We start from the raw sequence: 26,818 nt of genomic DNA, 5'->3' as shown, positions 1-26,818 counted from the left end.
GATGATTGCCCCTTTCACACAATGGCGCAGACTTTGCCGGATTATAGTCTCCGACGCAACCGCGGACCCGCATTTGGCGCGAGAAAATAAAAAAGCCCGCGGCCGTCAGACCGCGGGCTCTCAGCAAAACAGAGGATTACCCTTCGTTGTGCATCTCTAAGTTTTCAACTTCATTCTGCAGCTGAACCGCTTTCGCGTCGTCGTTACGCAGAGAGTCGAGATAGTCCAGATACTGCTGATCGACATCTTTAGTGACGTAGATACCGTTGAAGACCGAGCATTCAAACTGCTGAATATCCGGATTCTCCGCGCGCACCGCGTCAATCAGATCGTCCAGATCCTGGAAAATCAGGCCATCGGCGCCGATGATCTGGCGGATCTCATCTACCTCACGCCCGTGGGCTATCAGCTCATTGGCGGTTGGCATATCGATGCCATACACGTTCGGGAAGCGAATTTCCGGCGCAGCGGAGGCAAGATACACTTTCTTCGCCCCGGCTTCGCGCGCCATCTCGATAATCTGCTCAGAGGTGGTGCCGCGCACGATGGAGTCATCCACCAGCAGCACGTTCTTATCGCGGAACTCGGCGCGGTTGGCGTTAAGCTTACGGCGCACGGACTTACGGCGCAGCTGCTGTCCCGGCATGATAAAGGTACGGCCAACGTAGCGGTTTTTAACAAACCCCTGGCGATACGGCTTATCGAGGATGCGGGCAATTTCCAGCGCGATATCGCAGGAGGTTTCCGGAATGGGAATGACCACATCGATATCCAGATCTTCCCACTCGCGGGCAATTTTCTCGCCCAGCTTCGTGCCCATATTGACGCGGGCGCTGTAAACGGAAATTTTGTCGATGAAGGAGTCCGGACGCGCAAAATAGACGTACTCGAACAGGCACGGGTTGCTGACCGGGTTTTCCGCGCACTGGCGAGTAAACAGCTGGCCTTTTTCGGTGATATATACCGCTTCACCAGGCGCCACGTCACGCAGGAACTCAAAGCCCAGCGTATCCAGCGCCACGCTTTCCGAAGCGACCATATACTCGGTGCGGCCATCGCCGATATCGCGCTTGCCCAGCACCAGCGGACGAATGCCGTTCGGGTCGCGGAAAGCGACCATGCCGTGACCGATAATCATCGCCACGCAGGCATAAGCGCCGCGAATCTGGCGGTTGGTGGCGGCGATCGCCGCAAAAATGTTGTCTGCTTCCAGCGGGTAGTGGCGGAAGTTGTCCAGCTCGCTGGCGAAGATATTGAGCAGGATTTCGGAATCAGAGGTGGTGTTGATGTGGCGGCGTTTTTCTTCAAACAGCTTTTTACGCAGCTCGTGAGCGTTAGTCAGGTTACCGTTGTGCGCCAACGTAATGCCGTACGGCGAGTTGACGTAGAAAGGCTGTGCCTCGGAGGCGCTGGAGCTGCCAGCCGTCGGGTAACGAACGTGACCAATACCCATATTGCCCTGCATACGCTGCATATGGCGAGCTTCAAAAACGTCGCTCACCAGACCGTTCGCCTTACGCAAACGGAAACAGTTGTTCGCATCAATGGTGATGATGCCTGCGGCATCCTGGCCACGATGCTGAAGCACCGTTAACGCGTCATAAATCGACTGGTTTACCGGCATAACACCGGCGATACCGACAATACCGCACATACGTCTTTTCCTCGTTAAGCTACATCCCAACGCTTATGCTTTGGGCAAGAAACTTGACGAGCTCTGCAGATAGTCAAAGAACCATCTGATAACGAAACTGAACTGCGGGATAAGCTCAGACTTTTGCCAGTCTTCGCTTTTCGCCATACCGGTAAAGCTATCGAGAAAGAACAGAATCGCCGAGACGATTAGCACCCCGCGCAGGGCGCCAAAGCAGATCCCTAACACCCTGTCGGTTCCCGACAGGCCGGTTTTTTCCACCAGCTGACCTATCACAAAGTTAACGATAGCGCCGACGATAAGCGTTGCGATAAACAGTATCGCGATAGCAATCCCATTTCGGACCAGTTCGTCTTCAAAGCCCGTGAACCAGACAGCCAGGTAAGTGTAGTAATGACTGGCAACAAAGAAAGCGCATCCCCAGGTTACCAGCGATAAAGCTTCACGAACAAAGCCGCGGATCAGGCTAACCAGTGAGGAAAAACCAATCACCGCAATTATGGCGTAATCAATCCAGACCATATACGTCCCACGATTTTACGCCCTGTCGTCCGGTTCGGGGCGCATTCTAACAGAAAAAGAAAACGTTTGCGTAGGGATTTCCGTGCCCTACAGAAATAAAAATGGCGCTGAAAAAACATTCAACGCCATACTGTCTTTCGCCTCTTCAGGGCGCGTCAGACAGGGGTTTCAGCACTCTACTCCTTTAAAAAAGAGAGAGTTAGTTCGGGCTGTAGCCCATGACCACGCCGCTAAGTCCCGAAAGCTGCTTCAGCTCACCAAGCTGACCTTTCAGCTTATCCTTCGAGGTATCCGGCCCCACGAGAATACGGGTAATTTTACCCTGCACCGGCGTCGAAGGCGACGTGTAAACTTTAAAGCCGGAAGCGCGCAGCTTACCGACAATCTCGTTAACCTTATCGGCGTTCTTCAGCGCGCCAAGCTGCACCACATAGGCTTTACCGGTCGGCGCCGGAATTTCAGCCTGCTGCTGCGGTTTAGGCGGCGGCGTCTGCGCCGTAACCTGCTGCTGCTGTGGTTGCGGTTGCGGCTTCTCTACCGGCTTCGGCTGAGGTTTCGGCTGTGGTTTCGGTGCGACCACCGGCTCCTGCACCACATCAAAACTGTTGTTATTCACCGGTATCCGCGACGGATCCAGCGATGGCGCAGCGGCATCGCCGGCCCTCACCTCTTCCGCCGCCCCTTCAGGAGGCTGCGAAGGCAGCGCCTGGGTCGCCGCTGGCAGCATATCCGGCTCATCGCGATCCCCCGGTTTTGGCACCAGCGGAATGGCGGCAAACTCATCCTGATAATGTTTTTTCTGACCATCCAGCAGCCCTGGCAGGATAATCACCCCCAGCGCCACCAGCACAATCGTCCCGACTAAACGGTTCTGAAACTTACTCGCCACCGATTCTCCCCGCGTCTATTTCTTCCATTACATGCGCCACCGTGTGGAATGAACCACACACCAGCACCGTATCTTCAGGCCCGGCGTCCGCCATCGCGGCATGCCACGCCTCAGCGACGCTAGTATAGACTTTACCTGCGCGCAAATGTTCCAGCAGCTGCTCCGCCGTGGCTCCGCGCGGACCTTCCAGCGGCGCGCAGTACCAGTCGTCAACTTCGGCCTGTAAATTTGCCAGCGTTCCTGCAATATCCTTGTCATGCAGCATACCAATAACCGCCAGCACGCGCCCCGTTTTCGATAAGGTTTTGAGACGCCCGGCGAGATAGGCCGCCGCATGCGGATTATGGGCAACATCCAGGATCGTCCGGGGAGCATCGCTGATTATCTGGAAACGCCCCGGCAGCATCGCGTTTTGAACGCCATCGCGCAACGCCTGCTCGCTTACCTTAAGACCGCTGGCGCGCAAGGCCGCAATCGCCGTTGCCGCATTCGGCAGCGGGACCTGCGGCAGCGGCAGATCGCTTAGCGCCCCCTGACGATCGCGGAAGGACCAGCCTTGTTCACTGGCGTCATACTGCCAGTCAACGTCACGGCGCAGGAGCCGCGCCCCTTTTTCGCTCGCCACCTCAGCGATGGTCAACGGCATATCGGGTTCGCCGACGACAGCCGGTTTACCTGAGCGGAAAATCCCCGCCTTTTCGCGGCCGATGCTTTCGCGATCGGGCCCCAGCCAGTCGGTATGGTCGAGGGCAATACTGGTCACCACCGCCACGTCAGCATCGACGATATTGGTCGCATCCAGGCGACCGCCCAGTCCCACCTCAAGAATCACCACATCCAGCCGCGCCTGCTGAAACAGCCACAGCGCGGAGAGGGTGCCAAACTCGAAATAGCTCAGGGAAATCTCGCCGCGCGCGGCTTCAATTTCGGCAAAAGAGGTCGTATGCGCGAGCTCCGCCAGCTCTTCGCCCTGCACCCGCACCCGCTCTGTGTAGCGCACCAGATGCGGCGAACTGTAAACGCCAACCTTGTAGCCCGCCGCCATCAGCACCGACTCCAGGGTACGGCAGGTGGTGCCTTTGCCGTTGGTCCCCGCCACCGTAAAGACAAACGGCGCAGGTTTCATTACCGCCATCCGCTGCGCGACCTCGCTGACGCGCGCCAGCCCGAGATCGATAGTTTTGCTGTGCAGATGTTCCAGATAAGAAAGCCACGTAGCCAGGGGCGACGTGGCCTGAGGAATAGGTTGTTTTTCCATGATGTCCGGCAAGAGTTAGGATAACTACGCGTAAAAAAAAGGGCAGCGCCGTCAGGCCTGCCCTCTGCATTATCAGGCCTCTGGTTCCTGATCCGGCACCGGTGGCACCACCTCACCTTCGTGAGCGGGTTCCGGATTTGGCGCCGGAAGGTTCATCAGCTTCGCCAGAATGCTGGCCAGCTTCAGACGCATTTCCGGGCGGCGTACGATCATGTCGATCGCCCCTTTCTCAATCAGGAACTCGCTGCGCTGGAATCCCGGCGGCAGCTTCTCGCGAACGGTCTGCTCGATAACGCGGGGGCCGGCAAAGCCGATCAGCGCTTTTGGCTCAGCGATGTTGAGATCGCCCAGCATCGCAAAGCTCGCAGACACGCCGCCCATGGTTGGGTCGGTCAGCACGGAGATATACGGCAAGCCGCGCTCCTGCATTTTCGCCAGCGCAGCGGAGGTTTTCGCCATCTGCATCAGCGACATCAGCGCTTCCTGCATACGGGCGCCGCCGGATGCGGAGAAGCAAATCAGCGGGCAGTTGTCTTCCAGAGCCTGCTCAACCGCGCGAACAAAGCGCGCGCCGACCACGGAGCCCATCGACCCACCCATAAAGGAGAATTCGAAAGCGGCGGCAACAACCGGCATATCATGCAGGGTGCCTTTCATGACCACCAGCGCGTCTTTTTCGCCGGTCTCTTTCTGGGCGGACGCCAGACGGTCTTTATACTTTTTCGAATCGCGGAACTTCAGCACATCTTTCGGCTCGAGCTCGCTTCCCAGCTCCACGAGGGAACCTTCGTCCAGCAGGCTATGCAGGCGGTTGCGCGCCGACATACGCATGTGGTGATCGCACTTAGGGCAAACCTCCAGGTTGCGCTCCAGCTCTGCGCGGTACAATACCTGACCGCAGCTGTCGCACTTGGTCCATACACCTTCAGGGATACTTGCCTTACGGGTGGGGGTTATATTGCTTTTAATTCGTTCAATCCAGCTCATTGATAACCTTTCTACCTGAACCTGGTCGATGCCAGTTTTGTCGCAAGGGGCGCATAATGCCATTTTTGCCCCTCACAGACCATGAATGTTGCACATTAAATCATAACATCCCGTAACATGGGATAAAAAAGTGGTCGAACCGCTCACACTTCACTCTTCGGGCGGCGGCATACCGCCCGAAGATCGTCGCCGCGTTATTTCACCTGTTTCGCCGCCGCCCGCTTGTGGCGGATGACTTCAATCACGCCCGGCAATACGGACAGGACGATAATCGCCACGATCAGCAGCTTAAGGTTTTCCTGGACGATCGGCAAATCGCCGAACAGATAACCCGCGTAGGTAAATAACAGTACCCACAGCAGCGCGCCAACAACGTTATACATCGCAAAATGACGATAGGACATATGCCCCATTCCCGCCACAAACGGCGCAAACGTTCTGACGATCGGCACGAAACGGGCCAGGATGATGGTCTTACCGCCGTGGCGTTCGTAGAAGCTATGGGTCTTATCCAGGTAGCTGCGGCGGAAAATTTTCGAATTGGGATTACTGAAGAGCTTTTCGCCAAACAGCCGGCCAATCGTGTAGTTCAAGGCATCGCCAACAATCGCGGCAATGACCATCAGCAGCACCATTAAATGCACGTTGAGATCGTTGGTCGGCAGCGCGGAGAGCGCGCCTGCCACAAACAGCAGCGAATCCCCCGGCAGGAACGGCGTGACCACCAGGCCAGTTTCGCAGAACAGAATCAAAAATAAAATCGCGTATACCCAAATGCCGTACTCCGCGACCAGCTCAGCCAGATGCACATCAATATGCAGGATAAAATCAATTAAAAAGTGAATCAGGTCCATAGTTTGCGTTAGCCCTTAATAACCCGGTTAGTCCGCCAGAAACAGCGGGCCCATCGGCATGACCGGGAGGTCGTAGTGTGCCGGATAGTCCACCGACACCAGATACAATCCTTCCGCCTTTGCCGTTGCGGCGGCAAGCGTCCTGTCTTTTGCCGCCAGAAGTTCTGCAATCCAGCTCTCTGGCTGGTTACCGGCACCTACTTCCATCAGACTGCCGACAATGTTCCTTACCATATGATGTACAAAGGCATTCGCTTTGATGTCCACCACCACATATGCACCATAACGGGTGACGTTAATATGCATCACGTTGCGCCACGGCGTGCGCGACTGGCACTGTACCGCACGAAACGAGGTGAAATCATTCTCTCCCAGCAGACACTGAGCGGCGCGCTGCATCCGCTCCGCATCCAGCGGGAGGTAATAATGGGTTACGCCGCGGCTCAATACCGCCGGCCGCAGACGATGATTATAGATAACATAACGATAGCGACGCGCCGTGGCGCTGAAGCGGGCATGAAAATCTGGTGGAACCGGCTTTACCCAGCGCACCGCAATATCGCCGGGCAAATTCGCATTTACGCCCAGCGTCCATGCGGCATCCTGACGCTGCGCGCGGGTTTCAAAATGCACGACCTGACCGGTACCGTGAACGCCAGCATCCGTACGGCCCGCGCAAAAAACGTTAACAGGCTCGTTCGCTACCTGCGAGAGCGCCTTTTCCAGCTTCTCCTGTACGCTGCGGACTTCGTTCTGCCGCTGCCAGCCGTAGTACTTGCTGCCATCGTATTCGATGCCCAGCGCGATTTTGTAGACCGGCGGCTGCTCCATCTCAGACATCAGTACAAATACTCCTGAACCAGCTTCTCAGCGATTTTTACCGCCATCAGCGCGCCGCCAAAACGGACGTTATCGGCGACGGACCAGAACTGCACCTGCTCAGGCATACCGTAGTCGTTATGCACGCAGCCGACGGAGAGGCGGGCGTTACCGGAAGCATCGCCGACCTGCGTCGGGAACTCGCCCTCTTCGGACAGTTCGATATCTTCGCCAAGGCTAAAGGCATCGCGCGCCTCTTCGGCGGCCAGCGGACGCTGCGCTTCAAAACTCACCATCTGCGCATGGCCGTAAAACACCGGCGACTGAACGACGTTTGCGGAGATCATCAGGCCATCATCCTGCAGGATTTTGCGGACCTCATCGACGATACGGCGCTCTTCACGCACGCTTCCTTCACGATCGGGCAGCAGCGGCAGCATATTGAACGCCAGCTGACGACCGAAGAAATCATCTTCGTCGATCGGAATACCGTTAAGCAATTTGGCGCTCTGCCCCGCAAGGGCATCGACCGCTTTTTTACCGTGGGCGGAAGCGGAAAGCAGGCTGGTCACGCTGATGCGCGACAGGCCGCCCCGATCGATCAACGGTTTCAACGCCGACAGCAGCTGGCTGGTCAGGCTATTCGCGACCGAGATAACGTTGCGATTGCGGTAATCCGCCAGCACGAACGGGTTGACATCCGGCACCACCAGCGGCACGTCCGGCTCCAGCGCAAACAGGCCGCTTAAATCAATCACCAGGCAGCCCGCGTTAGTGGCGTCTTCGATATACGCGGCGGAGGCCTCTACACCGGCGGCAAAAAAGGCCAGCTGGGCCTGGGTCCAGTCAAATTCCGCCGCATCCTGAACGATAACCGACTTGCCCGAAAAACGCAGATGTTCACCGGCGCTATCGCTACGCGCCAGCGCATAAATATCCCCCACCGGGAACTGACGATCGGCAAGCGTTTCGAACAGGGCTTCGCCTACGGCGCCCGTTGCGCCCAGTACGGCAATATTCCAGCCTTCAGACATGGTGGTGTACTCCAGAAAAAAGCGGCCCTGCCGGATTATCCAGCAGGAGCATTAAGATGATATTAACGAACAGGATGATGAACGGCGTTAAAGCCCAGCTGGCGCAACAGCGTCGCCGCCTGCGCATCGCTGCACTGTACGTACAGCGAAGACCATTCACGGCGTTCCTGATAATTTTTGCGCAGTTTGTCGAACTCGCCCGCAGCGCCCGCGACTTTTCGCAGCGGCGCATCATCGCGGCGCACATCATACACCAAATGCGCCAGCCGTTTTAGCGTTGCCTGATCGAGCGGCCCGTGCAGCGTAATGCGGCCAAACTCCGGCGCCGGTAGCAACGTGTCCAGCGCCACCTGCTGTGGATGACCAATAAACGCGCTGTAGGCCTCAAAAACCTGCGTCGTACCGCGCGCTTTGCCTTCAAGGGTATAGCCGGCAATATGCGGCGTACCAATATCCACCCGCTTGAGCAATTCGGTATTCAGATCCGGCTCCGGCTCCCAGACATCCAGCACCACGCTTAATGCCTGCCCGGCCTGCAGCTGCTGCAGCAGCGCGGCGTTATCCACCACCGGACCACGGCAGGCGTTGATTAAAATCGTCCCCGGCTTCAGGCGGCGAATCAGCGCCTCATCCGCCAGGTGCAGCGTCTTGTACTGCCCTTCCTTATAGAGCGGGGTATGGAACGTCAGAATGTCCGCGTCCTGCACCAGCTCGTCAAGGGAGCGGAAATCCCCCTCGTCGCCGCGATCGGCGCGCGGCGGATCGCAGAGCAGCGTTTTGATTCCCAGCGCCTCAAGGCGTTTTTGCAGACGCCCGCCCACGTTGCCGACGCCCACGATCCCGACGGTACGGTCGGCCAGCGCAAAACCGTCACGCTCGGCCAGCATGAGCAGCGCGGAAAACACATATTCCACCACCGCGATAGCGTTGCAGCCCGGCGCCGCGGAAAAACCGATTCCCGCCTGCTGTAGCCACGCCTGATCGACATGATCGGTACCCGCCGTCGCGGTGCCAACAAATTTGATCGCTTTGCCAGAAAGTAGCGCTTCGTTAACTTTGGTGACGGATCGCACCATCAGCGCATCGGCGTCATTTAGCGCTTCAACCGGGACAGGGCGACCAGCAACGGCCTTCACTTCCCCCAGGCGGCTAAAAAGCTCGCGCGCATAGGGCATATTTTCATCAACGAGGATTTTCACGGTTCAGTACCTGTCTGAGAGCGAGAGTAAACCGGGGAAGTGTGCCATAATCTGCCCGCCAGGAACATCACCACCCGGCCCTTAGTACAGTAATTTAGTACAGCAATACGCAAAGGATTAATCATGACGCAACCCGTTTCAGGTATGTCCGATCGCCCTCCGGGCTCAGGCGAACCTCCGCTCACCACTCAGCAGCGTACCGCGCTTGAGCGGCTCATTACGCGCCTGGTGGCTTTAACATCCCAGCAAAATGCGGAAGTGTGGGCCTGCGTAAAACACGATCTGAGCCTGAAAAACGACGCGCCGCTGCTGGCAAGCCATTTTGCCGCCGCCGAGCACAGCCTGAACCAGCGCCTAATCCTCGCCCAGCAAAATCATCACCGTCGGCAAATCCTGGCGCAGCTGAGCGAGCTGCTGAATCAGGGCAACAATCGCCAGGCGGTCAGCGATTATATTCGTCAGCATGACGGTCAAACCGCCCTGCATGCCTTGTCCCAGCCGCAGCTGGAGAATGTTCTGCAGCTCCTGCAAAGCGGCCAGCTCTCGATTCCTCAGCCGCAGCAGCGCCCGCCAACGCATCGTCCGCTGCTGCCCGCGGAGCACAACACGCTCAATCAGCAGGTGACCAAACTCGCGGCGGCCACCGGCGAGTCCAGCAAGCTTCTCTGGCAATCCATGCTGGAGCTAAGCGGCGTCAAGAGCGGAGAGCTGATCCCGGCGACCCACTTCACTCCCCTCTCGTACTGGCTACATGCGCGGCAAACGCTCAGTTCGCAGGCTGCGCCGACGCTGACCTCGCTGCAGGCCGCATTAAAACAGCCGCTTGAAGCCGCGGAATGGCAAAGAGTGATGGATTTTGCCCAAACCCACTGGCACGCGACGGCGCAAACGCCGCTCAGCGCGGCGCAGCTGCTGACGCTGCTCAATAAAATTTTCGTGCTCAGGGTCGCCAGAGCCCAGGAGACGCTGGCGATCCCGCCGGTTCAGGCGCCTCCCGCCTCACCGTGGCTGGTATTGAAAAAACCGTGGGTTATCGCGCTGGCAGTTATCGTGGTGCTTGCCCTGCTGTGGCTGGTGATTTAAGGAGATATCATCGGCCCGCATGCCGGGCCGAATGAAGCGCTACTTACGCAGCGACACCAGGCTAACCAGGATCCCCAGCACGGCGCATATTGCCGCGGCCAGGAAGACGGAAGAGTAGCCCAACGACGTCGCCAGCAGCCCGGTAAGCGGGCCGGTGACGCCGTAAGAGATATCCTGAAACGCGGCATAGCCGCCAAGCGCCGTTCCTCGTACCTGCGGCGGTACCCGCTTCACGACCTCGACGCCCAGCGCCGGGAAGATAAGCGAGCATCCGCAGCCGGTGAGCGCCGCCCCCGCCAGCGCGATCCAGGCATTGGGCGCCTGCCAGAGCAGCGCCAGGCCTATCGCTTCAATCAGCAGCGAAACGATGGCCACTTTCACCCCACCGAAGCGGTCCGGCATCCAGCCAAACAGTACGCGCATCAGGACAAACGCCCCGCCAAACGCGGTCAGCGTAAAACCGGCCATCGCCCAGCCGTTGCTGGCGAAATACAAAGAGACAAATGTGCCAATTACCGCGAAGCCGACGCCCTGAAGGCCAAGACCGATACCGGGCCGCCAGATCATTCCCACCACGCTCCACAGCGACGGCCGCTCGCCGCCGTGAGCAGGAATTTTACGCACCGTGCCGTTAATCGCCCAGGCCACTAACGGCAGCACCATGGTGACGCAGGCCAGCGCCGCGACGCCGTAATGGCTGTAGATCAGCAGCCCCAGCGGCGCCCCGGCCGCCAGAGAGCCGTATATCGCCATACCGTTCCACGACATGACTTTACCGGAGCGCATGGGCCCCACCAGCCCCATCCCCCAGCTTAAATTACCGGTGAGCAGCTGGCTTTCACCAAAACCCAGGATCAGACGGCCAAGCACCAGCAGGCCAAACTTCGCCATGACCGGCACCGGCAGCAGCGCGGCGCACAGCCAGGCGCCCCCCGCCAGCGCGCAGGCCAACATCCCCTGCAGGACAGAGCGTTTGGCGCCGTACTGATCGGCAAGGCGGCCGGCATAGCCGCGGGTTAATACGGTCGCCAGAAACTGGATACCGACGGCGACGCCAACCATGGTATTGCCAAATCCCAGTTCCTGATGGACAAACAAAGGGATAACCGGTAGCGGCAGGCCGACGGTCATATAGGTGAGAAAAACGGCGAACGTGATCCGAAACAGCGAACCATTCGCTGAAGGAGTGCGTTTTGTTTCAGTGACTGCGGACATGCTTTACTCCAGTTCGCAGAGTAAGGCGAGGTGAGACCACGCCCTCTCCACCTGATTATCAGGGTTAAGGCGCGTTGGATGACGTTAAACGCTTACGCATTATCTGAGAGAATAATGTTGTGCCAGGAGTTTGCCTTTTCTCCCGGGGGTCTGTCAAGAATACAAAAAAGGGAGCCCGTTGGCTCCCCTTGTAAAGCGTGTTCGTTATGCGCGGTATTTGCGCATGACCAGCGTGGCGTTAGTCCCGCCAAAGCCGAAGCTGTTAGACATCACGGTCGTCAGCGCGCGTTCGGTCGGCTCGGTCACGATATTCAGGCCGGCGGCCTGCTCGTCCATCTCTTCGATGTTGATGCTCGGCGCAATAAAGCCGTGTTCCAGCATCAGCAGGGAGTAGATAGCTTCCTGTACGCCAGCGGCGCCCAGGGAGTGGCCGGTCATCGCTTTGGTCGCGGAGATCGCTGGGCTGTTATCACCGAAGACTTCACGAATCGCCCCCAGCTCCTTCACATCGCCTACCGGAGTAGAAGTACCGTGGGAGTTCAGGTAGTCAATCGGTGTGTCAACGCCGTCCATCGCCATCTTCATGCAGCGAACCGCACCTTCACCGGACGGGGCAACCATGTCTGCGCCATCGGACGTTGCGCCGTAGCCAACGATTTCAGCATAGATGTGCGCGCCGCGCGCCAGAGCATGTTCCAGCTCTTCAACCACAACCATACCGCCGCCGCCCGCGATAACGAAACCATCACGGTGGGTGTCATAGGTACGAGACGCTTTTTCTGGCGTTTCGTTGTATTTGGTGGACAGCGCGCCCATCGCGTCGAATTCACACGCCATTTCCCAGCACAGCTCTTCGCCGCCGCCGGCAAACACGATGTCCTGTTTGCCCAGCTGGATTTGTTCAACAGCGTTACCGATGCAGTGGGCGGAAGTCGCACAGGCGGAGCTGATGGAGTAGTTGACGCCGTAGATTTTGAACGGTGTTGCAAGGCAAGCGGATACCGCGGACGCCATCGCTTTGGTCACCACGTAGGGGCCAACCGCTTTCAGACCGCGCGGGCTGCGCATTGCATCAGCGCCGAAAACCTGAGATTTAGAAGAACCGCCAGAACCGGCAATCAGGCCCACGCGCGGGTTTTGCTGATAGACTTCATCTTTCAGGCCAGCATCTTCAATTGCCTGCTGCATGGAAAGATAGGAATAGATAGAGGCATCGTTCATGAAACGAACCACTTTACGGTCGATCAAGCCGGTGGTGTCCAGTTTGACGTTGCCCCATACGTGGCTGCGCATTCCTGAATCTTTAAACTCTTCAGAGAAAGTGATCCCGGAGCGTCCTTCACGCAGAGATGCCAGGACTTCCTGCTGGTTATTACCAATACTGGAAACGATGCCCAGGCCAGTAATCACTGCACGTTTCATTCAATACCTCTGTAAGTCGCACTATATTAAGTTTCGAGTCGCACAATAGCGTACACTTGTACGCCGAACAAGTCCGATCAGCCAATTTGTGTATAAATTTGCGCCCTCAGGCACACATCGTTAAGATCGTTCTACGCCTTGTGATTCGAGTAACTTACGTGAAACAAAACGCCATACAACCCGCCAACCTGGAATTCAACGCTGAGGGTACACCTGTTTCCCGAGATTTTGACGATGTCTACTTTTCCAATGACAACGGTCTGGAAGAGACGCGCTACGTTTTCCTCGACGGAAACCAGCTCAAGGAACGCTTCCCTGAGTATGCACGTCCGTTCTTTGTGGTTGCCGAAAGCGGGTTCGGTACCGGCCTGAATTTCCTCACGCTGTGGCAGGCGTTTGACGTTTTTCACCGCGATAACCCAGAAGCTACCCTGCAAAGATTACATTTCATCAGTTTCGAAAAATTTCCGCTGAAAGCGGAGGACCTGCGCCTTGCCCACCAGCGCTGGCCGGAGCTTGCAACCTGGGCCGAGCAGCTGCAGGCGCAGTGGCCTCTGCCCATCGCGGGCTGTCATCGTCTGCTGCTGGATGAAGGGCGGGTCACGCTGGATTTGTGGTTTGGCGATATTAATGAACTGACCAACGAGCTCGATGATTCGCTTAATCAGCAGGTGGACGCCTGGTTTCTTGATGGCTTTGCCCCGGCAAAAAACCCGGACATGTGGACGGCGGAGCTGTTTGCGGCGATGGCTCGTCTGGCCAGACCCGGCGGTACCCTGGCCACCTTCACCTCCGCCGGCTTTGTCCGCCGCGGCCTGCAGGAGGCCGGTTTCAGCATGCAGAAGCGCAAGGGTTTTGGCCGCAAGCGCGAAATGCTGACCGGCGAAATGCGTGAAACGCCGGAGATCCCCGCGCGCGCGCCGTGGTTTGCCCGCAGCGGTACGGAACAGCGCGATGCCGCGATTATCGGCGGGGGGATCGCCAGCGCCCTGCTCGCGCTGGCGCTGCTGCGCCGCGGATGGCAGGTAACGTTATACTGCGCCGACAGCGCGCCGGCTGAAGGCGCATCCGGAAACCGCCAGGGCGCGCTCTATCCGCTGCTCAGCCAGCACGATGCCGCCCTGGCCCGCTTCTTCCCGGCGGCATTTACTTTCGCCCGCCGCGTGTATGACGCTCTGCCGGTGATGTTCGATCATGACTGGTGCGGCGTGACGCAGCTGGGCTGGGATACGAAAAGCGCGCAGAAAATCGCCCAGATGATTGCGCTTAACCTGCCGCCGGAAATCGCCGTCGCCGTGGACGCCCGAACCACTGCGCAACAAACCGGTGTGGAAACCGGCTGCGGGGGCATCGCCTATCCTGCCGGCGGCTGGCTTTGTCCGCAGCAGTTAACCGCTGAACTGCTGGCCCTCGCCGCCACTCGCGGATTGCGCGTGCGCTACGATTATCCGGTCACGGAGCTCAGCGCAGACAACAACGGCTGGCAATTAAACCAGCGGCAGTACCACGAGGTCGTGGTGCTGGCCAACGGCCATCAGTTGACCCGCTTTAGCCAGACGGAGCATCTTCCCATGTATCCGGTTGCCGGTCAGGTTAGCCATATTCCGACGACGCCAGGGCTATCGAAATTGCGCCAGGTCCTGTGCTACAACGGCTACCTGACGCCGCAAAACCCGCATAATCAGCAACACTGCATTGGCGCAAGCTACCACCGCGGACAGGCAGAGGCCGCGTTTAGCGCCGAGGATCAGCAGCAGAATCGCCAGCGCCTGATTGACTGTTTCCCGCAGGCGGAATGGACGCGGGAGGTAGACGTGAGCGCTAATCAGGCCCGCAGCGGCGTGCGCTGCGCAACCCGCGATCATTTGCCGATGGTCGGCAGCGTGCCTGATTATGAGGCCACCTTACGCGAATATGCCTCTCTGGCTGAACGTCCGGAGCAGGCCGGAGAAGCGCCGGTTTACCGCAACCTGTATATGCTGGGCGCTCTGGGCTCGCGCGGCCTGTGCTCCGCGCCGCTGGCGGCTGAAATTCTGGCGTCGCAAATGAGCAATGAGCCATTACCCATGGATAAAGAAACGCTGGCGGCGCTGAATCCTAACCGGCTGTGGGTAAGAAAACTGCTGAAAGGGAAAGCGGTGAAATAATTGCGGGAAATAGAGCCCGGCTGAGCGAATGCCGGGCTTTGGCGGAGGGCAGAACTATTTCTGCATCGCCTTCTGGTACAAACTGTTCCACATTTCCTGCACCAGAACCTGATCCGGCGGCGACAGTTCGCCCGCGCTGATGGCTTTTTCCAGGCTCCGGGATACCTTGTCATGTACCGCTTGCGCAGTATGCTCGCCCTCTCCTTCCAGCTCGGCCACCGCCAGCGTCAGGTGGCCGCGCAGATAACCGCCGGCAAACAGTTCGTCATCACTGGCGTGGTCGACCATATCATCAATTAACGCCAGAATGCGTGATTCAAACTCCGCGATCATCTTCTTTCCTCATAGTATGTAAAGTGTGGCCTTAGTGCAGGTCTTCCGGCCACGGGAACTGTTCTGCCGTCAAAGGCGGCGTTTGGTAATATTCTTGCAGCGCCTGAATGAAACGCGCGGGACGCTCAGGGATCCCCTGCTCCAGATAGGTCATCACCTGGGCATGCACGCGCCGCTGAAAAGCGATCCGGTCGGGCTCAAAATCCCCTTCCAGGTTGTCGCAGCTGACGTTAAATGGGTATCCCGCCGCCACGCAAAACAGCCAGTCAAACGCCTGAGGCTTCACCTCAACGTCTTCAAATTGAGACTGGGTCATCGCGTCGCGACCGTCCGGACAGTACCAGTAACCGAAATCTACCAGCTCACGTCGCGCCTTCCCGGCAATGCACCAGTGCGATATCTCGTGCAGTCCGCTGGCGTAAAAGCCGTGGGCAAAGACGATACGGTTATAAGGCACGTCATCATCTGCCGGAAGATAGATCGGTTCGTCATCGCCTTTAATCAGACGGGTATTAAAATCTTCAGCAAAACAGCCGTCGAAGATTTCGATCAGCTGTTCATATTTATGCGTGCTGTTCATTAGTTCATCCCCAGCCACTGGAGGAACTCCTGTCCATGGCTGTCATAAAGCAGTTTTGCACTCATCACCGCCGACACCACGACGATCATCGGTCGAATCAGTGACTGTCCTTTGCTCAGCACCAGCCGCGATCCCGCGCGGGCGCCGATAAATTGCCCGGCCAGCATCACAAAGCCGGTAGCCCATATCACCTTGCCGCCAATAATAAACAACAGCAGGCCGCCAACGTTAGACGTCGCGTTAAGCAATTTTGCATGCGCGGTCGATTTCGCCAGATTGAACCCCGCGAGGGTGACGAAAGCCAGCGCGTAAAAAGATCCGGCGCCCGGACCAAAGAAACCGTCGTAAAAACCGACGCAGCCACCAGCCACCAGGGCAAACGGCAGACCGTACAGACGTCGCTGCCGGTCCTCTTCGCCGAGCTTCGGCATCAGCAGAAAATAGAGGCCAATGCCGATAACCAGGATTGGCAGTATCTGCTTGAGAATATCGGACTGGACGTGCTGGACCAGCAGCGCGCCGCCCGTCGAGCCGAGAAAGGTCATCAGAATATTGAGCTTCTGGTCGGCCAGATTCACCACCTTGCGGCGGATGAAATAAAGCGAGGCGGACAGCGACCCGCCGCAGGCCTGCAGCTTATTCGTTGCCAGCGCCTGCGCAGGGGGAAGACCCGCCGCCATCAGGGCCGGGACGGTCAATAACCCGCCGCCGCCCGCCAGTGAATCGATAAATCCCGCCAGAATGGCCACGAAAAACAGTACGACCAGTACCGTCGGTGACACCATAAAAACGTCGATAAAACTATCCATTAAAGAATATGCTCATCCAGTAGCGCCTGGCAGGAAGGCGGCAGCGGAGGCGGCGTCTTCTTCACAGGAGGGGTTGATCCTGGCTTAGGGGGTTCAAACCAGCTTTGCAATTCCGCACCGCAGCCATCGCCCGCCGGAGGCGGGGCCTGGTCTTCACACTCGAGGCTGCCGGCCGGGCAGCGCAGGCGCACGTGCATATGCGCTCGGTGCTGGAACCATGGGCGAACTTTGCGTAGCCAGTCGCGATCGCTACCGGCATCCAGGCACAGCTGCTGCTTAATCGCCGGGTTGACGAAAATACGCGTAACGTCGCTATCTTGCGCCGCCATCTTAATCAGCTGGCTGATTTGCGGGCTCCACAGCGACGGCACTACGCGTTTGCCGTCGCGGGCCACCAGGTCCAGCGCCTGCGGCTTCAGCAGCTGAGCTGAACTCCAGCGCGCCTGCGGCAGCTGAAGAAAAATATCGACGTCCAGTCCGGACTGATGGCTGGCGTGGCCGCCGTTAAAGCGTCCACCGGCCGGCATACCCATGTCGCCAATCAGCACCGTTCCCATGCCTTTATTGTGCGCCTGATTGCTCAGACGCTGAATAAACTGCACGAGGTCCGGATGGCCGAAGTAGCGGTTCTGATCGGTACGCATCACCTGATAGCCGGTGGCGTTTAACGGCAGCGCCTGCGCGCCAACGATACAGCCATTGGCAAACGCGCCAATGGACTGCGGGCTGCCGCTAACGGGCTGCGTGATTTTCTGCCACGGCGTCGCCGCCAGGCTGGTACCGCTGGCGAGGAGCGCCAGCAGTGCGATAACGGTGTTTTTCATCTATGACCAGCGTGGGATTGATGTCGTCACGTCGCCATTTTGCGCGCGCTGACGCATAAAGTGATCCATTAACACGATCGCCAGCATCGCTTCGGCAATAGGTACCGCACGAATACCGACGCAAGGATCGTGACGCCCTTTGGTGATCATCTCAACTTCTTCGCCAAAGCGATTGATCGTGTGACCCGGGACGGTGATGCTGGAGGTCGGCTTCAGCGCGATATTCGCCACGATCTGCTGACCGCTGCTAATGCCGCCGAGAATGCCGCCCGCGTGGTTGCTCTGGAAACCCGCTTTGGTAATTTCATCGCGGTTTTCGCTGCCGCGCAGCTTCACCACCTCAAAACCATCGCCAATTTCCACGCCCTTCACCGCATTGATGCTCATCAGCGCGTGCGCGATATCGGCATCCAGACGATCGAATACCGGCTCGCCCAGTCCCGGCGGTACGCCATCGGCCACCACGGTGACCTTCGCCCCGATGGAGTCGCCCTCTTTTTTCAGGCCGCGCATCAGTTCATCAAGCGCTTCGATTTTGTCCGGATCCGGGCAGAAGAACGGGTTCTGCTCTACCTGATCCCACGCTTTTATCGCCAGCGGGATATCGCCCATCTGGGTCAGGCAACCGCGAATCACAATACCAAATTTCGCGGCGAGGAATTTCTTGGCAATCGCCCCTGCGGCCACGCGCATGGCGGTTTCACGCGCAGAGGAACGACCGCCGCCGCGATAGTCGCGCAGGCCATATTTCTGCTCGTAGGTATAGTCAGCGTGTCCCGGGCGGAAAACGTCCTTAATGGCGCCGTAGTCCTGAGAACGCTGGTCGGTATTCTCAATCAGCAGGCCAATGCTGGTCCCGGTGGTCACCCCCTCGAATACTCCGGAGAGGATCTTCACCTGGTCCGGCTCGCGGCGCTGGGTGGTATAGCGTGAGGTTCCCGGACGACGGCGATCGAGATCGTGCTGGAGATCGGCTTCGGTTAGCGGAATGCCTGGCGGCACGCCGTCAACGATGCAGCCCAACGCCTGGCCATGCGACTCGCCGAACGTCGTGACGCGAAAGAGTTGTCCAATTGTGTTTCCTGCCATCACGGCTCCGTTTTTGTCGTTATGTTTGCGTGTTGTTTTAGTCTTTATAAATACCGAAATGCGCGCGGGCGGCAATCAGCTGCGGTTTAGTCAGCATAAAGACGCCATCGCCGCCGTTTTCAAACTCCAGCCAGGTAAATGGCACGTCAGGATATTGCTCCATCAGATGTACCATGCTGTTACCGACTTCACAAATCAGGATACCGTCATCGCTGAGATAATCCGGCGCGCAGGCGAGGATCCGGCGGGTTAACTTCAGACCATCGCTACCGGAAGCCAGCCCCAGGACCGGCTCATGGCGATATTCACCCGGCAGGTCGGACATATCTTCTTCATCGACGTACGGCGGATTGGTCACGATCAGATCGTATTGCACCTTCGGCAGATCGCGGAACAGATCGGAGCGAATCGGCGTAACGTTATGAATTAAGCCGTGATCTTCCACGTTCTGCTCGGTAACGGCCAGCGCGTCAGGGGAAATATCCACCGCATCGACTTCCGCTTCCGGGAAAGCGTAAGCGCAGGCGATAGCGATACAACCGCTGCCGGTGCACATATCAAGGATGTGCTGCGGATAGTGGTCAATCAGGCCGGAAAAATGGTTGTTAATGAGTTCGCCAATCGGCGAGCGCGGTACCAGCACGCGTTCATCGACGTAAAACTCATGGCCGCAGAACCAGGCTTTGTTGGTCAAATAAGCGACCGGAATGCGCTCGTTAATACGACGAATGACGCGCTCAACGATGCGATGTTTTTCGCTGGAAGTCAGACGCGCGGTACGCATATCTTCCGGAATATCAAGCGGCAGATACAGTGAAGGCATCACCAGCTGTACGGCTTCATCCCACGGGTTATCGGTGCCGTGTCCGTACCAGATATTTGCAGCGCTGAAGCGGCTTACCGCCCAACGCAGCATGTCCTGAATGGTATGAAGCTCATTCACGGCTTCATCAACAAAAATTTTATCCACGCTATCCCCCAGGGCACGCTCTGCTATAAATTCGGCGGCTAGTTTGCCACGAAGACGGGGATAAATCAGCATTCTTACGTCAGGCGGAGGGGGAAAAATAGGTTTTCCTTGCCTGGATGCGTGGCGAGTCGGGTAAACTAACGGCAAAGAAAAAATGAGATCAGGTAATGAAAAAGAAAACATCGCTAAGCGAGGAGGATCAGGCATTGTTCCGGCAGCTGATGACCGGCACGCGTCAGATTAAGCAGGACACCATCGTTCATCGCCCGCAGCGTAAAAAAATCGCTGAAGTACCGCCCAAGCGGCTGCTCCAGGAGCAGGCGGATAACAGCCACTATTTTTCCGATGAGTTTCAGCCGCTGCTGAATACCGAAGGGTCGGTTAAGTATGTGCGCTCGGACGTCAGCCATTTTGAGCTGAAAAAACTGCGTCGGGGTGATTATTCGCCGGAGCTGTTTCTCGACCTGCACGGTTTAACCCAGCAGCAGGCCAAGCAGGAACTGGGAGCCTTGATTGCCGCCTGCCGTCGCGAGCACGTATTCTGCGCCTGCGTGATGCACGGGCATGGAAAGCATATTCTCAAACAGCAAACGCCGCTGTGGCTGGCCCAGCACCCGCATATTATGGCGTTTCATCAGGCACCAAAAGAGTACGGCGGAGACGCCGCACTGCTGGTTCTGATTGAAGTTGAAGAGTGGCAACCGCCGGAGCTTCCGTAAACGTCAGCCCCGGAGGGAATCAGATAGCCTTCGCCATCTTCAAATTGCAGGGGCTCATTTGCCAGTTGAATTCGCCTTTGCCGCTGGCATCAAGCGTGACGCAGGCAATCGCCGAAGTGGTGAACATCGGGGGAGTTTCCCCCGGGCACAGCTCTGAGACGAGGTACCCCACCAGAGGGAGGTGAGACACGACCAGCGCCGTCGCCACACCTTCATTCGCCAGCGCCTGCAGATAAGCGCTAACCATGCCAACGTCGCCGCACGGCGTGAGTTCCGGCATCACGTCGACATCTTTTGGCAGATTCATGCACTCCCCAACAATTTCCAGCGTCTGTTCTGCACGCAGGTAGGGACTCACAAGAACCCGCTCAATATCCACTTTTTGACCTTTCAGCCAGGTAGCCATCTGACGAGACTCATCGCAACCGCAGACGGTTAATGGACGAACCGAGTCACTGGCTGCATCGAGGGCAGCGTCGCCGTGACGCATGATAAAAACTTGCATATTGCACCGCTTTTGTTAACCAGAAGCACCGCGGTCTTACCCACGTAGACGATACGCAGGTGACCCGGTGGCCGGGCATTGTGCCTGATCCATTCAACGAATGAAACGCTGTTTTTTACCTCAATGGCGTAAGTATAGTCAACTATTGCTTACAAAATCGCCAAAGCGCAGCGCCGTTCATTACCGGATTTACCTTCTTTGACCACAACTTAGGTCGTACGTTCCTCAGCGGGCCAAAAGGTCGCCCCCTGCTCGGCCATGTGTAACAAAGTGTCACATGGTGTAAAACGCGGGCCGTACTGAGCAGCCAGGCGCTGTAATATCGCGGCGACCTCCCCCGCTCCCAGGGTATCCATATAGCGGAACGGGCCGCCAAGAAACGGCGGAAAACCAATGCCAAATACGGCGCCGATATCACCATCGCGGGCGCTGCGAACCACTCGCTCATCGAAGCAGCGCGCCGCTTCGTTAAGCATCATCATCACGCAGCGTTCCGCCACCTGCTGCGCGGACAAGCGCGCCTGCGGTGAGGAAATACCCAGTAAAGCGTAGATCGCAGGATCGGGCCGTTTTTTGCTTTTACGCCCTTTTGCCGCATAAAGATAGAAACCCCGGTTATTTTTTCTCCCTTTGCGATCGTCATTCAGAATCGAACTAATGATGTTTGCAGGCGGGCTAAAACGATCTCCCCATGCGGCCTCCAGCACCGGGATAATTTTGGTACCGGTATCGATTCCCACTTCATCAAGGAGCTGAATAGGGCCAACCGGAAAACCGAATTTAACCAAAGCGTTATCAATATGCTCTACCGGCTCGCCTTCCATCAACAGGCGCATGGCTTCATTTATGTAGGGGGCCAGAATGCGGTTAACATAAAAGCCCGCTTTATCGGCGACGACAATCGGCGTTTTACCCTGCAGTTTCGCCAGCTTAACCGCCGTCGCAATTGTTTGCCGATCCGTACCACTATGTGGAATCACCTCCACCAGCGGCATTTTGTCTACCGGGCTAAAGAAGTGAAGCCCGATGACCCGCTGCGGCCTGCTTGCATGCGCCGCGATCTCGCCGATCGGTAAAGACGAGGTGTTAGAAGCAAAGATCGTCTCCGGGCGGCAGTGCTGTTCAACTTCGCTGACCATCTTCTGCTTGAGCGTAAGGTCTTCAAACACCGCTTCGATCACCACATCGCGATGTGCGAATCCCTGGTAATCCAGCGAACCGGATATTAACCCCATCTGGCGATCGCGCTCGCTGGCGCGCAGATAGCGGCGACGCACCTGTTTATCGAGCAGATCCCAGCTGTACTTCAGTGCGTGATTTATCCCGCGCGGCTGGATGTCCTTTATGCGTACCGGTAATCCGCCTTTGCAGGCGGTGACGTAAGCGATACCGCCCCCCATAAGTCCTCCGCCCAGAATGCCCACACTGCGCAGCGCGACGGGATCAGCATCCGCGCCGCGATCTTTTTTCAGATCGGTGCTGGCGAAAAAAATCGACCGTAGCGCCTGCGATTGCGGCGTCATCGCCAGCTCGCCAAAAGCGCGGGCCTCCTCGGCGTATCCGCTGCTGCAGCCCTGCGCCAGTCCGGTTTCAATCACCTGCAGAATGCGCTCAGTTGCCGGGTAGTTCCCCTGGGTTTTGTGATGCGTCTTTTTCGCGACCAGACGAAACAGCAGGCTGCGGCCAAGCGGGCCTGCGAGAATACGTTCGCGCGCCGGAACAGCGCGGCTTGCCGGGCGACCTTTGAGCGCCAGTTCAATCGCGGTTTGCAGCAGGATAGTCTGCGGCACCACCTCATCAACCAGCCCTGCCTTCAGGGCCTGACGCGGGCGAAGCTGCTTACCGGTCAGGATCATCTCCAGCGCGCCGCTGACGCCAATTAATCGCGGTAGACGCTGAGTTCCGCCAGAGCCGGGCAGCAGCCCCAGCTGTACTTCCGGGAGGCCAAGCCGGGTTTTATCGTCATCGCTGCATACCCGCCCGTGGCAGGCCAGCGCCAGTTCAAGGCCGCCGCCCAGGCATGCGCCGTGGATAGCGGCAATCACCGGAATCGACAGACCGTGGATCTCGGCCATGATTTGCTGGCCCTGACGGGCAAGCGCCTCCGCTTCCTGCGCGGAATGGCAGCGGGCAATCATATTGATATCCGCCCCGGCGATAAAGTTATCCGCTTTTGCCGAGATGAACACCGCGCCGCGCAGCTCCTTATTGTCGCGGATCTGGCGGATGATCCCCCGTACCTCGCTGGCGAACTCAGCTTTCAGGGTATTCATTTTTTCACCGGGCGCGTCAATGGTGATGACGGCGATATTGTCCGGGCGAACCTCAAGCGTAAATGCCGATACGGTTTCCATTATTCGGCCTCCAGAACCATCGCTGAACCCAACCCACCCGCCGCGCAGGCGGTGACCAGACCAAATCCGCCGCCGCGCCGCCGCAGTTCATGCAGCGTTTGGGTAATCATCCGCGCGCCGGTGGCGGCAAAGGGATGACCGTAGGCAATCGAGCCGCCAAGCACGTTAAATTTGCTCTCGTCCACTTCCCCGGTAGCCTGAGAGCGGCCAAGCACTTCGCGGGCAAAGCGATCGCTGGCCATACATTGCAGGTTGGCCAGCGTTTGCGCGGCAAAAGCTTCATGCATATCAATCAGGGTCAAATCAGCCAGCGTCAGCCCCGCTCTTTCCAGCGCCAGCGGCGTCGACCACGCCGGGCCCAGCAGCATATCCTGGCGAACATCAATCGCGGTGAAAGCGTAGCTTCGCAGATAGCCCAGCGGAACAAGGCCCAGCTCTTTAGCCCGGGATTCGGTCATCAGGATCACCGCCGCCGCCCCATCGGTTAGCGGCGTACTGTTCGCGGCGGTTACGCTCCCGTGTTGACGATCGAAGGCCGGGCGTAACTTTTGGTAATCCGCGAGGGTTGAATTTTTACGAATATTATTATCCTGTTCCAGCGGCTCACGGAACGGCGGTGTGTACGCCGTCATCACTTCTGCCGAGAGCTTACCTTCCTCCCAGGCTCTGGCGGCAAGCTGGTGTGAACGCAGCGCCAGCGCATCCTGCCGTTCGCGCGTGATAGCCCACGTTTTCGCCATCTGCTCGGCGGTATCGCCCATCCGCAGGCCGGTTGAGTATTCGGCAACCGCTGGCGGTACGGGCAGAAGGTCGCGAAAACGCAGCCGAGAAAATAGCTTCAGACGCTGTCCCAGGGTGCGAGCTTTGTTGGCATCAACAAGCGTTCGGGCGAGTTTTTTGCTGACGCCAATAGGTAATACGGAAGAGGAGTCGGCTCCGCCGGCGATACCCGCGCGAATAGTGCCTGCCATCAGGCTTTCCGCGACGTTGGCTACCGCCTGAAAGCTGGTCGCACAGGCGCGGCTGACGCTGCAGGCATCGGTATGCACGCTCATGCCGGTCCCCAGCACAATTTCCCGGGCGATGTTCGGCGCTTCCGGCATCTGCACCACCTGGCCAAATACCAGCTGGTCTATTATGTCCGCGGGGATGTTGCTGCGAGCCAGCATTTCGCCGACCACCAGCTTACCTAAATCAACGGCCGGCACGCCGTGAAAAGCCGTCGCCTGTCGGGCAAACGGAGTACGTAAACCGCTGACTATCGCGATACGATCGCCCTGGCGGGTGACTAGCGGTAATGCCTGACTCATAACGCTCCCCTGTTAACCGATAAAACAAAGTGGTCTGACCTGATAACAGTTTTAACTAATATTTTACATTAAGCCAATCGGGGAAGCGAAAAAGTGGGAGCCAAAACACATTGATTAGAAAAGGTAACGCCCCTGACATGAGGGGCGTCCGGGGGAAGGATTAGCGTAGGCCGAGCTGGAAAATCAGGGTTTCAGCTTCACAGCTGAACACGAAATCGATATCCAGCTTCACGCCGCCATCAACGTCTGTAAAGTTCGGGGTGATTTTGCACGGCTCAGATTCAACGTTACGCGCTCTTTCGCTTAATGCGGCGAGCGTTTCTTCTGCTTCGGCACGGTTCGCAAACACGCGGCTATAAGAGGCGGTGCAATCGGTGTTGTCCATAATGGTGCCAACATCCATACAGCAGCAAACCGGGGTTTCATCAGCACTGCATTTACTCATCGTAGATTTCCTCTGTATATGCACTCAAGGTGCCAGACAAATAATGTGCGTATTTTACGCCCCGGGCATGCCTGCCTCCAGTCGTTAATGGCGACAAACGGGATAAGTGACCGAAATCACACTTAAAAATGATCCAGAACAAAAAGCGCCTACTTTGGGTAACAGGTACCCGGGCAAATTTGCCAACTGGATCGCGTTTCTTAGATCACAATTGAAAAAACTTATAAACAAACTTGCAACATATCATCTGGTCAGACCTATACTCAGCGCACTGGTCTGATTTCTCTGTCGTAAAGCAGACCCTACACTTCGCGCTCCTGTTACAGCATGTAACATTGTTTAAATAAAAATAACTCTATGAGGTTATGGGCATGAGCCAGAAAACCCGCCTTACCCAATCTGCCCTTGCAGTGGCTGTAGCACTCGTTTCAACCCAGGCCTGGTCAGCAGGCTTTCAGCTAAACGAATTCTCTTCATCGGGCCTTGGTCGCGCCTATTCAGGTGAAGGCGCTATTGCTGATGATGCGGGAAACGCCAGTCGTAACCCGGCGTTAATCATGATGTTCGACCGTCCAACCTTCTCCGGCGGCGCTATTTTCGTCGATCCTGATGTCAACGTCACCGGTAGTTCAGTTATCGGTAATGACGCCAGCCAGGACAATATTGCGCCTACCGCATGGGTGCCGAATCTGCACTTCGTGGCGCCGATTAACGACCAGTTCGGTTGGGGAGCTTCCCTGACCTCTAACTATGGTTTAGCCACCGAGTTCAACAACGATTTTGCCGCGGGCTCGATGGGCGGTACCACCGATCTCGAAACGCTTAACCTGAACCTGAGCGGCGCTTATCGTCTCAACGACCACTGGAGTTTTGGTCTGGGCTTTGACGCCGTGTACGCTCGAGCAAAATTAGAGCGCTATGCGGGTGATTTACCGGAAATTATCGGCGCACAGCTACCGGGAATGGTGAAAGCCGGCAAACTCTCCCCGGCTCAGGCTGCGGCCATCGGTCAACAGGCCGGCGGTATCAGCCGCGACACCCAAATTGCTCGTCTGAAGGGTGATGAATGGGGCTTTGGCTGGAATGCTGGTATTTTATATGAAGTCGATAAAAACAACCGCTACGGCTTAACCTACCGCTCTGAAGTCAAAGTTGATTTTGACGGGGATTACAAGAGCAGCCTGCCGTCGTCCCTTAACCCCATCAACTCCGCTCTGGGACTGGGCCTGCCGTACGGCACCGGTGGTTCCACGATTGGCGGTTCTCTGACGTTGAATCTGCCAGAAATGTGGGAAGTATCAGGTTATAATCGCGTGGCGCCAAAATGGGCCGTTCACTACAGCCTTGCCTATACCAGCTGGAGCCAGTTCCAGGAGCTGAAAGCGACCAAAACCAGCGGTGGTGAAACGCTGTTCTACAAGGACGAAGGTTTTAAAGATTCCTACCGTATCGCTCTGGGTACGACCTATTACCACGACGATAACTGGACCTTCCGTACCGGTATCGCCTTTGATGATAGCCCGGTCCCGGCTTCCAATCGCTCTATCTCTATTCCGGACCAGGATCGCCTGTGGCTCAGCGCCGGTACGACTTACGCCTTTAATAAAGATGCCTCAGTCGACGTCGGTGTGTCTTATATGCACGGTCAGCACGTTGAATTTACAGAAGGGCCGTATACCTTTAAATCAGAAGGTAAAGCCTGGCTGTACGGCGCGAACTTCAACTACCGTTTCTGATAATGTGAAGCCACAAAAAAGGGTGAACATCATGTTCACCCTTTTTACTTTCTACCCGTCG

The 26,818-nt window shown here is 57.3% G+C and carries 25 protein-coding genes; 4 read left to right on the top strand and 21 right to left on the bottom strand.

Annotation, left to right across the window (positions count from 1 at the left end):
- Positions 1–136 precede the first annotated feature (136 nt).
- From purF to pdxB, 9 genes are all read right to left on the bottom strand, one after another.
- Positions 137–1,654: an amidophosphoribosyltransferase gene (purF, locus tag SIK97_RS07455; RefSeq protein ID WP_004123211.1), complete on the bottom strand. Its 1,518-nt coding sequence runs from the start codon at positions 1,652–1,654 to the stop codon at positions 137–139.
- A gap of 33 nt (positions 1,655–1,687) precedes the next feature.
- Positions 1,688–2,176 carry a colicin V production protein gene (gene cvpA, locus SIK97_RS07450; protein ID WP_004104143.1) on the bottom strand — a complete coding sequence of 163 codons (489 nt, stop codon included), beginning with the start codon at positions 2,174–2,176 and terminating at the stop codon, positions 1,688–1,690.
- A 199-nt stretch (positions 2,177–2,375) separates the two neighbouring features.
- Positions 2,376–3,065, bottom strand: a complete 690-nt coding sequence (dedD, locus tag SIK97_RS07445; protein ID WP_025106662.1) for a cell division protein DedD — start codon at positions 3,063–3,065, stop codon at positions 2,376–2,378.
- The gene (gene folC, locus SIK97_RS07440; RefSeq protein ID WP_047723156.1) at positions 3,055–4,323 is read right to left on the bottom strand and encodes a bifunctional tetrahydrofolate synthase/dihydrofolate synthase; all 1,269 of its coding nucleotides are present in this window, start codon (positions 4,321–4,323) and stop codon (positions 3,055–3,057) included. Before folC ends, dedD begins: the two co-directional genes overlap by 11 nt.
- A gap of 72 nt (positions 4,324–4,395) precedes the next feature.
- Complete coding sequence (accD, locus tag SIK97_RS07435) at positions 4,396–5,310, bottom strand: acetyl-CoA carboxylase, carboxyltransferase subunit beta (protein WP_004870882.1); 915 nt, start codon at positions 5,308–5,310, stop codon at positions 4,396–4,398.
- A 194-nt stretch (positions 5,311–5,504) separates the two neighbouring features.
- A complete protein-coding gene (locus SIK97_RS07430; protein ID WP_047723155.1) occupies positions 5,505–6,164 on the bottom strand; it encodes a DedA family protein in 660 nt (219 codons plus the stop codon).
- A gap of 27 nt (positions 6,165–6,191) precedes the next feature.
- Entirely contained in the window at positions 6,192–7,004 is an 813-nt protein-coding gene (truA, locus tag SIK97_RS07425; protein ID WP_009654666.1) for a tRNA pseudouridine(38-40) synthase TruA, read from the bottom strand.
- Positions 7,004–8,017 carry an aspartate-semialdehyde dehydrogenase gene (locus SIK97_RS07420; protein WP_046877188.1) on the bottom strand — a complete coding sequence of 338 codons (1,014 nt, stop codon included), beginning with the start codon at positions 8,015–8,017 and terminating at the stop codon, positions 7,004–7,006. Before SIK97_RS07420 ends, truA begins: the two co-directional genes overlap by 1 nt.
- Positions 8,018–8,079: 62 nt before the next feature.
- Positions 8,080–9,216 carry a 4-phosphoerythronate dehydrogenase PdxB gene (gene pdxB, locus SIK97_RS07415; RefSeq protein ID WP_047723153.1) on the bottom strand — a complete coding sequence of 379 codons (1,137 nt, stop codon included), beginning with the start codon at positions 9,214–9,216 and terminating at the stop codon, positions 8,080–8,082.
- A gap of 123 nt (positions 9,217–9,339) precedes the next feature.
- Between pdxB and flk the strand changes: the two genes are divergently transcribed.
- Entirely contained in the window at positions 9,340–10,299 is a 960-nt protein-coding gene (gene flk, locus SIK97_RS07410; RefSeq protein WP_057173172.1) for a flagella biosynthesis regulator Flk, read from the top strand.
- A 39-nt stretch (positions 10,300–10,338) separates the two neighbouring features.
- On the opposite strand, the gene SIK97_RS07405 is transcribed toward flk, so the two are convergent.
- Both SIK97_RS07405 and fabB read right to left on the bottom strand, forming a co-directional pair.
- Entirely contained in the window at positions 10,339–11,514 is a 1,176-nt protein-coding gene (locus SIK97_RS07405; protein ID WP_014230275.1) for an MFS transporter, read from the bottom strand.
- A gap of 204 nt (positions 11,515–11,718) precedes the next feature.
- Positions 11,719–12,936 (bottom strand): beta-ketoacyl-ACP synthase I, encoded by a 1,218-nt coding sequence (gene fabB, locus SIK97_RS07400; RefSeq protein WP_014230276.1) that lies wholly within the window; start codon positions 12,934–12,936, stop codon positions 11,719–11,721.
- Between the two features lie 158 nt (positions 12,937–13,094).
- Between fabB and mnmC the strand changes: the two genes are divergently transcribed.
- Positions 13,095–15,083 (top strand): bifunctional tRNA (5-methylaminomethyl-2-thiouridine)(34)-methyltransferase MnmD/FAD-dependent 5-carboxymethylaminomethyl-2-thiouridine(34) oxidoreductase MnmC, encoded by a 1,989-nt coding sequence (gene mnmC, locus SIK97_RS07395; protein ID WP_057173178.1) that lies wholly within the window; start codon positions 13,095–13,097, stop codon positions 15,081–15,083.
- Positions 15,084–15,137: 54 nt separating this feature from the next.
- On the opposite strand, the gene SIK97_RS07390 is transcribed toward mnmC, so the two are convergent.
- Genes SIK97_RS07390 through prmB form a run of 6 tightly spaced genes read right to left on the bottom strand, consistent with a single transcriptional unit; the run spans position 15,138 to position 19,688 of the window.
- A complete protein-coding gene (locus SIK97_RS07390) occupies positions 15,138–15,416 on the bottom strand; it encodes a YfcL family protein (RefSeq protein ID WP_014230278.1) in 279 nt (92 codons plus the stop codon).
- 31 nt (positions 15,417–15,447) lie between these two features.
- The gene (locus SIK97_RS07385) at positions 15,448–15,996 is read right to left on the bottom strand and encodes an elongation factor P hydroxylase (protein ID WP_014230279.1); all 549 of its coding nucleotides are present in this window, start codon (positions 15,994–15,996) and stop codon (positions 15,448–15,450) included.
- A complete protein-coding gene (locus SIK97_RS07380) occupies positions 15,996–16,805 on the bottom strand; it encodes a sulfite exporter TauE/SafE family protein (protein ID WP_014230280.1) in 810 nt (269 codons plus the stop codon). The genes SIK97_RS07385 and SIK97_RS07380 overlap by 1 nt, the downstream gene beginning before the upstream one ends.
- A complete protein-coding gene (gene mepA / locus SIK97_RS07375; protein ID WP_032750757.1) occupies positions 16,805–17,629 on the bottom strand; it encodes a penicillin-insensitive murein endopeptidase in 825 nt (274 codons plus the stop codon). Before mepA ends, SIK97_RS07380 begins: the two co-directional genes overlap by 1 nt.
- Positions 17,630–18,718 (bottom strand): chorismate synthase, encoded by a 1,089-nt coding sequence (aroC, locus tag SIK97_RS07370; protein WP_057173173.1) that lies wholly within the window; start codon positions 18,716–18,718, stop codon positions 17,630–17,632.
- Positions 18,719–18,755: 37 nt separating this feature from the next.
- The gene (gene prmB, locus SIK97_RS07365; RefSeq protein ID WP_009652591.1) at positions 18,756–19,688 is read right to left on the bottom strand and encodes a 50S ribosomal protein L3 N(5)-glutamine methyltransferase; all 933 of its coding nucleotides are present in this window, start codon (positions 19,686–19,688) and stop codon (positions 18,756–18,758) included.
- 167 nt (positions 19,689–19,855) lie between these two features.
- Here prmB and smrB point away from each other — a divergent pair, with 167 nt between their 5' ends.
- A complete protein-coding gene (smrB, locus tag SIK97_RS07360) occupies positions 19,856–20,407 on the top strand; it encodes an endonuclease SmrB (protein WP_004123257.1) in 552 nt (183 codons plus the stop codon).
- Between the two features lie 19 nt (positions 20,408–20,426).
- On the opposite strand, the gene sixA is transcribed toward smrB, so the two are convergent.
- The 4 genes from sixA to SIK97_RS07340 all read right to left on the bottom strand — a co-directional run bounded on the left by sixA (position 20,427) and on the right by SIK97_RS07340 (position 25,021).
- The gene (sixA, locus tag SIK97_RS07355) at positions 20,427–20,912 is read right to left on the bottom strand and encodes a phosphohistidine phosphatase SixA (protein ID WP_014230284.1); all 486 of its coding nucleotides are present in this window, start codon (positions 20,910–20,912) and stop codon (positions 20,427–20,429) included.
- Between the two features lie 209 nt (positions 20,913–21,121).
- The gene (fadJ, locus tag SIK97_RS07350) at positions 21,122–23,266 is read right to left on the bottom strand and encodes a fatty acid oxidation complex subunit alpha FadJ (protein ID WP_057173174.1); all 2,145 of its coding nucleotides are present in this window, start codon (positions 23,264–23,266) and stop codon (positions 21,122–21,124) included.
- Positions 23,266–24,576, bottom strand: coding sequence for an acetyl-CoA C-acyltransferase FadI (gene fadI, locus SIK97_RS07345; RefSeq protein WP_057173175.1), 1,311 nt, complete (start codon positions 24,574–24,576; stop codon positions 23,266–23,268). The genes fadJ and fadI overlap by 1 nt, the downstream gene beginning before the upstream one ends.
- Before the next feature lie 160 nt (positions 24,577–24,736).
- Entirely contained in the window at positions 24,737–25,021 is a 285-nt protein-coding gene (locus SIK97_RS07340) for a YfcZ/YiiS family protein (RefSeq protein WP_049079446.1), read from the bottom strand.
- A gap of 371 nt (positions 25,022–25,392) precedes the next feature.
- Between SIK97_RS07340 and fadL the strand changes: the two genes are divergently transcribed.
- Complete coding sequence (fadL, locus tag SIK97_RS07335) at positions 25,393–26,757, top strand: long-chain fatty acid transporter FadL (RefSeq protein WP_014839142.1); 1,365 nt, start codon at positions 25,393–25,395, stop codon at positions 26,755–26,757.
- The last annotated feature ends 61 nt before the right edge of the window (positions 26,758–26,818 follow it).

The organism is Klebsiella sp. JN_Kp126 (assembly GCF_033843325.1).
Taxonomy (GTDB): Bacteria; Pseudomonadota; Gammaproteobacteria; order Enterobacterales; family Enterobacteriaceae; genus Klebsiella; species Klebsiella michiganensis.
Note: the sequence above shows the minus strand (reverse complement) of the source record. Positions and strands in the feature narration are given on the sequence as shown.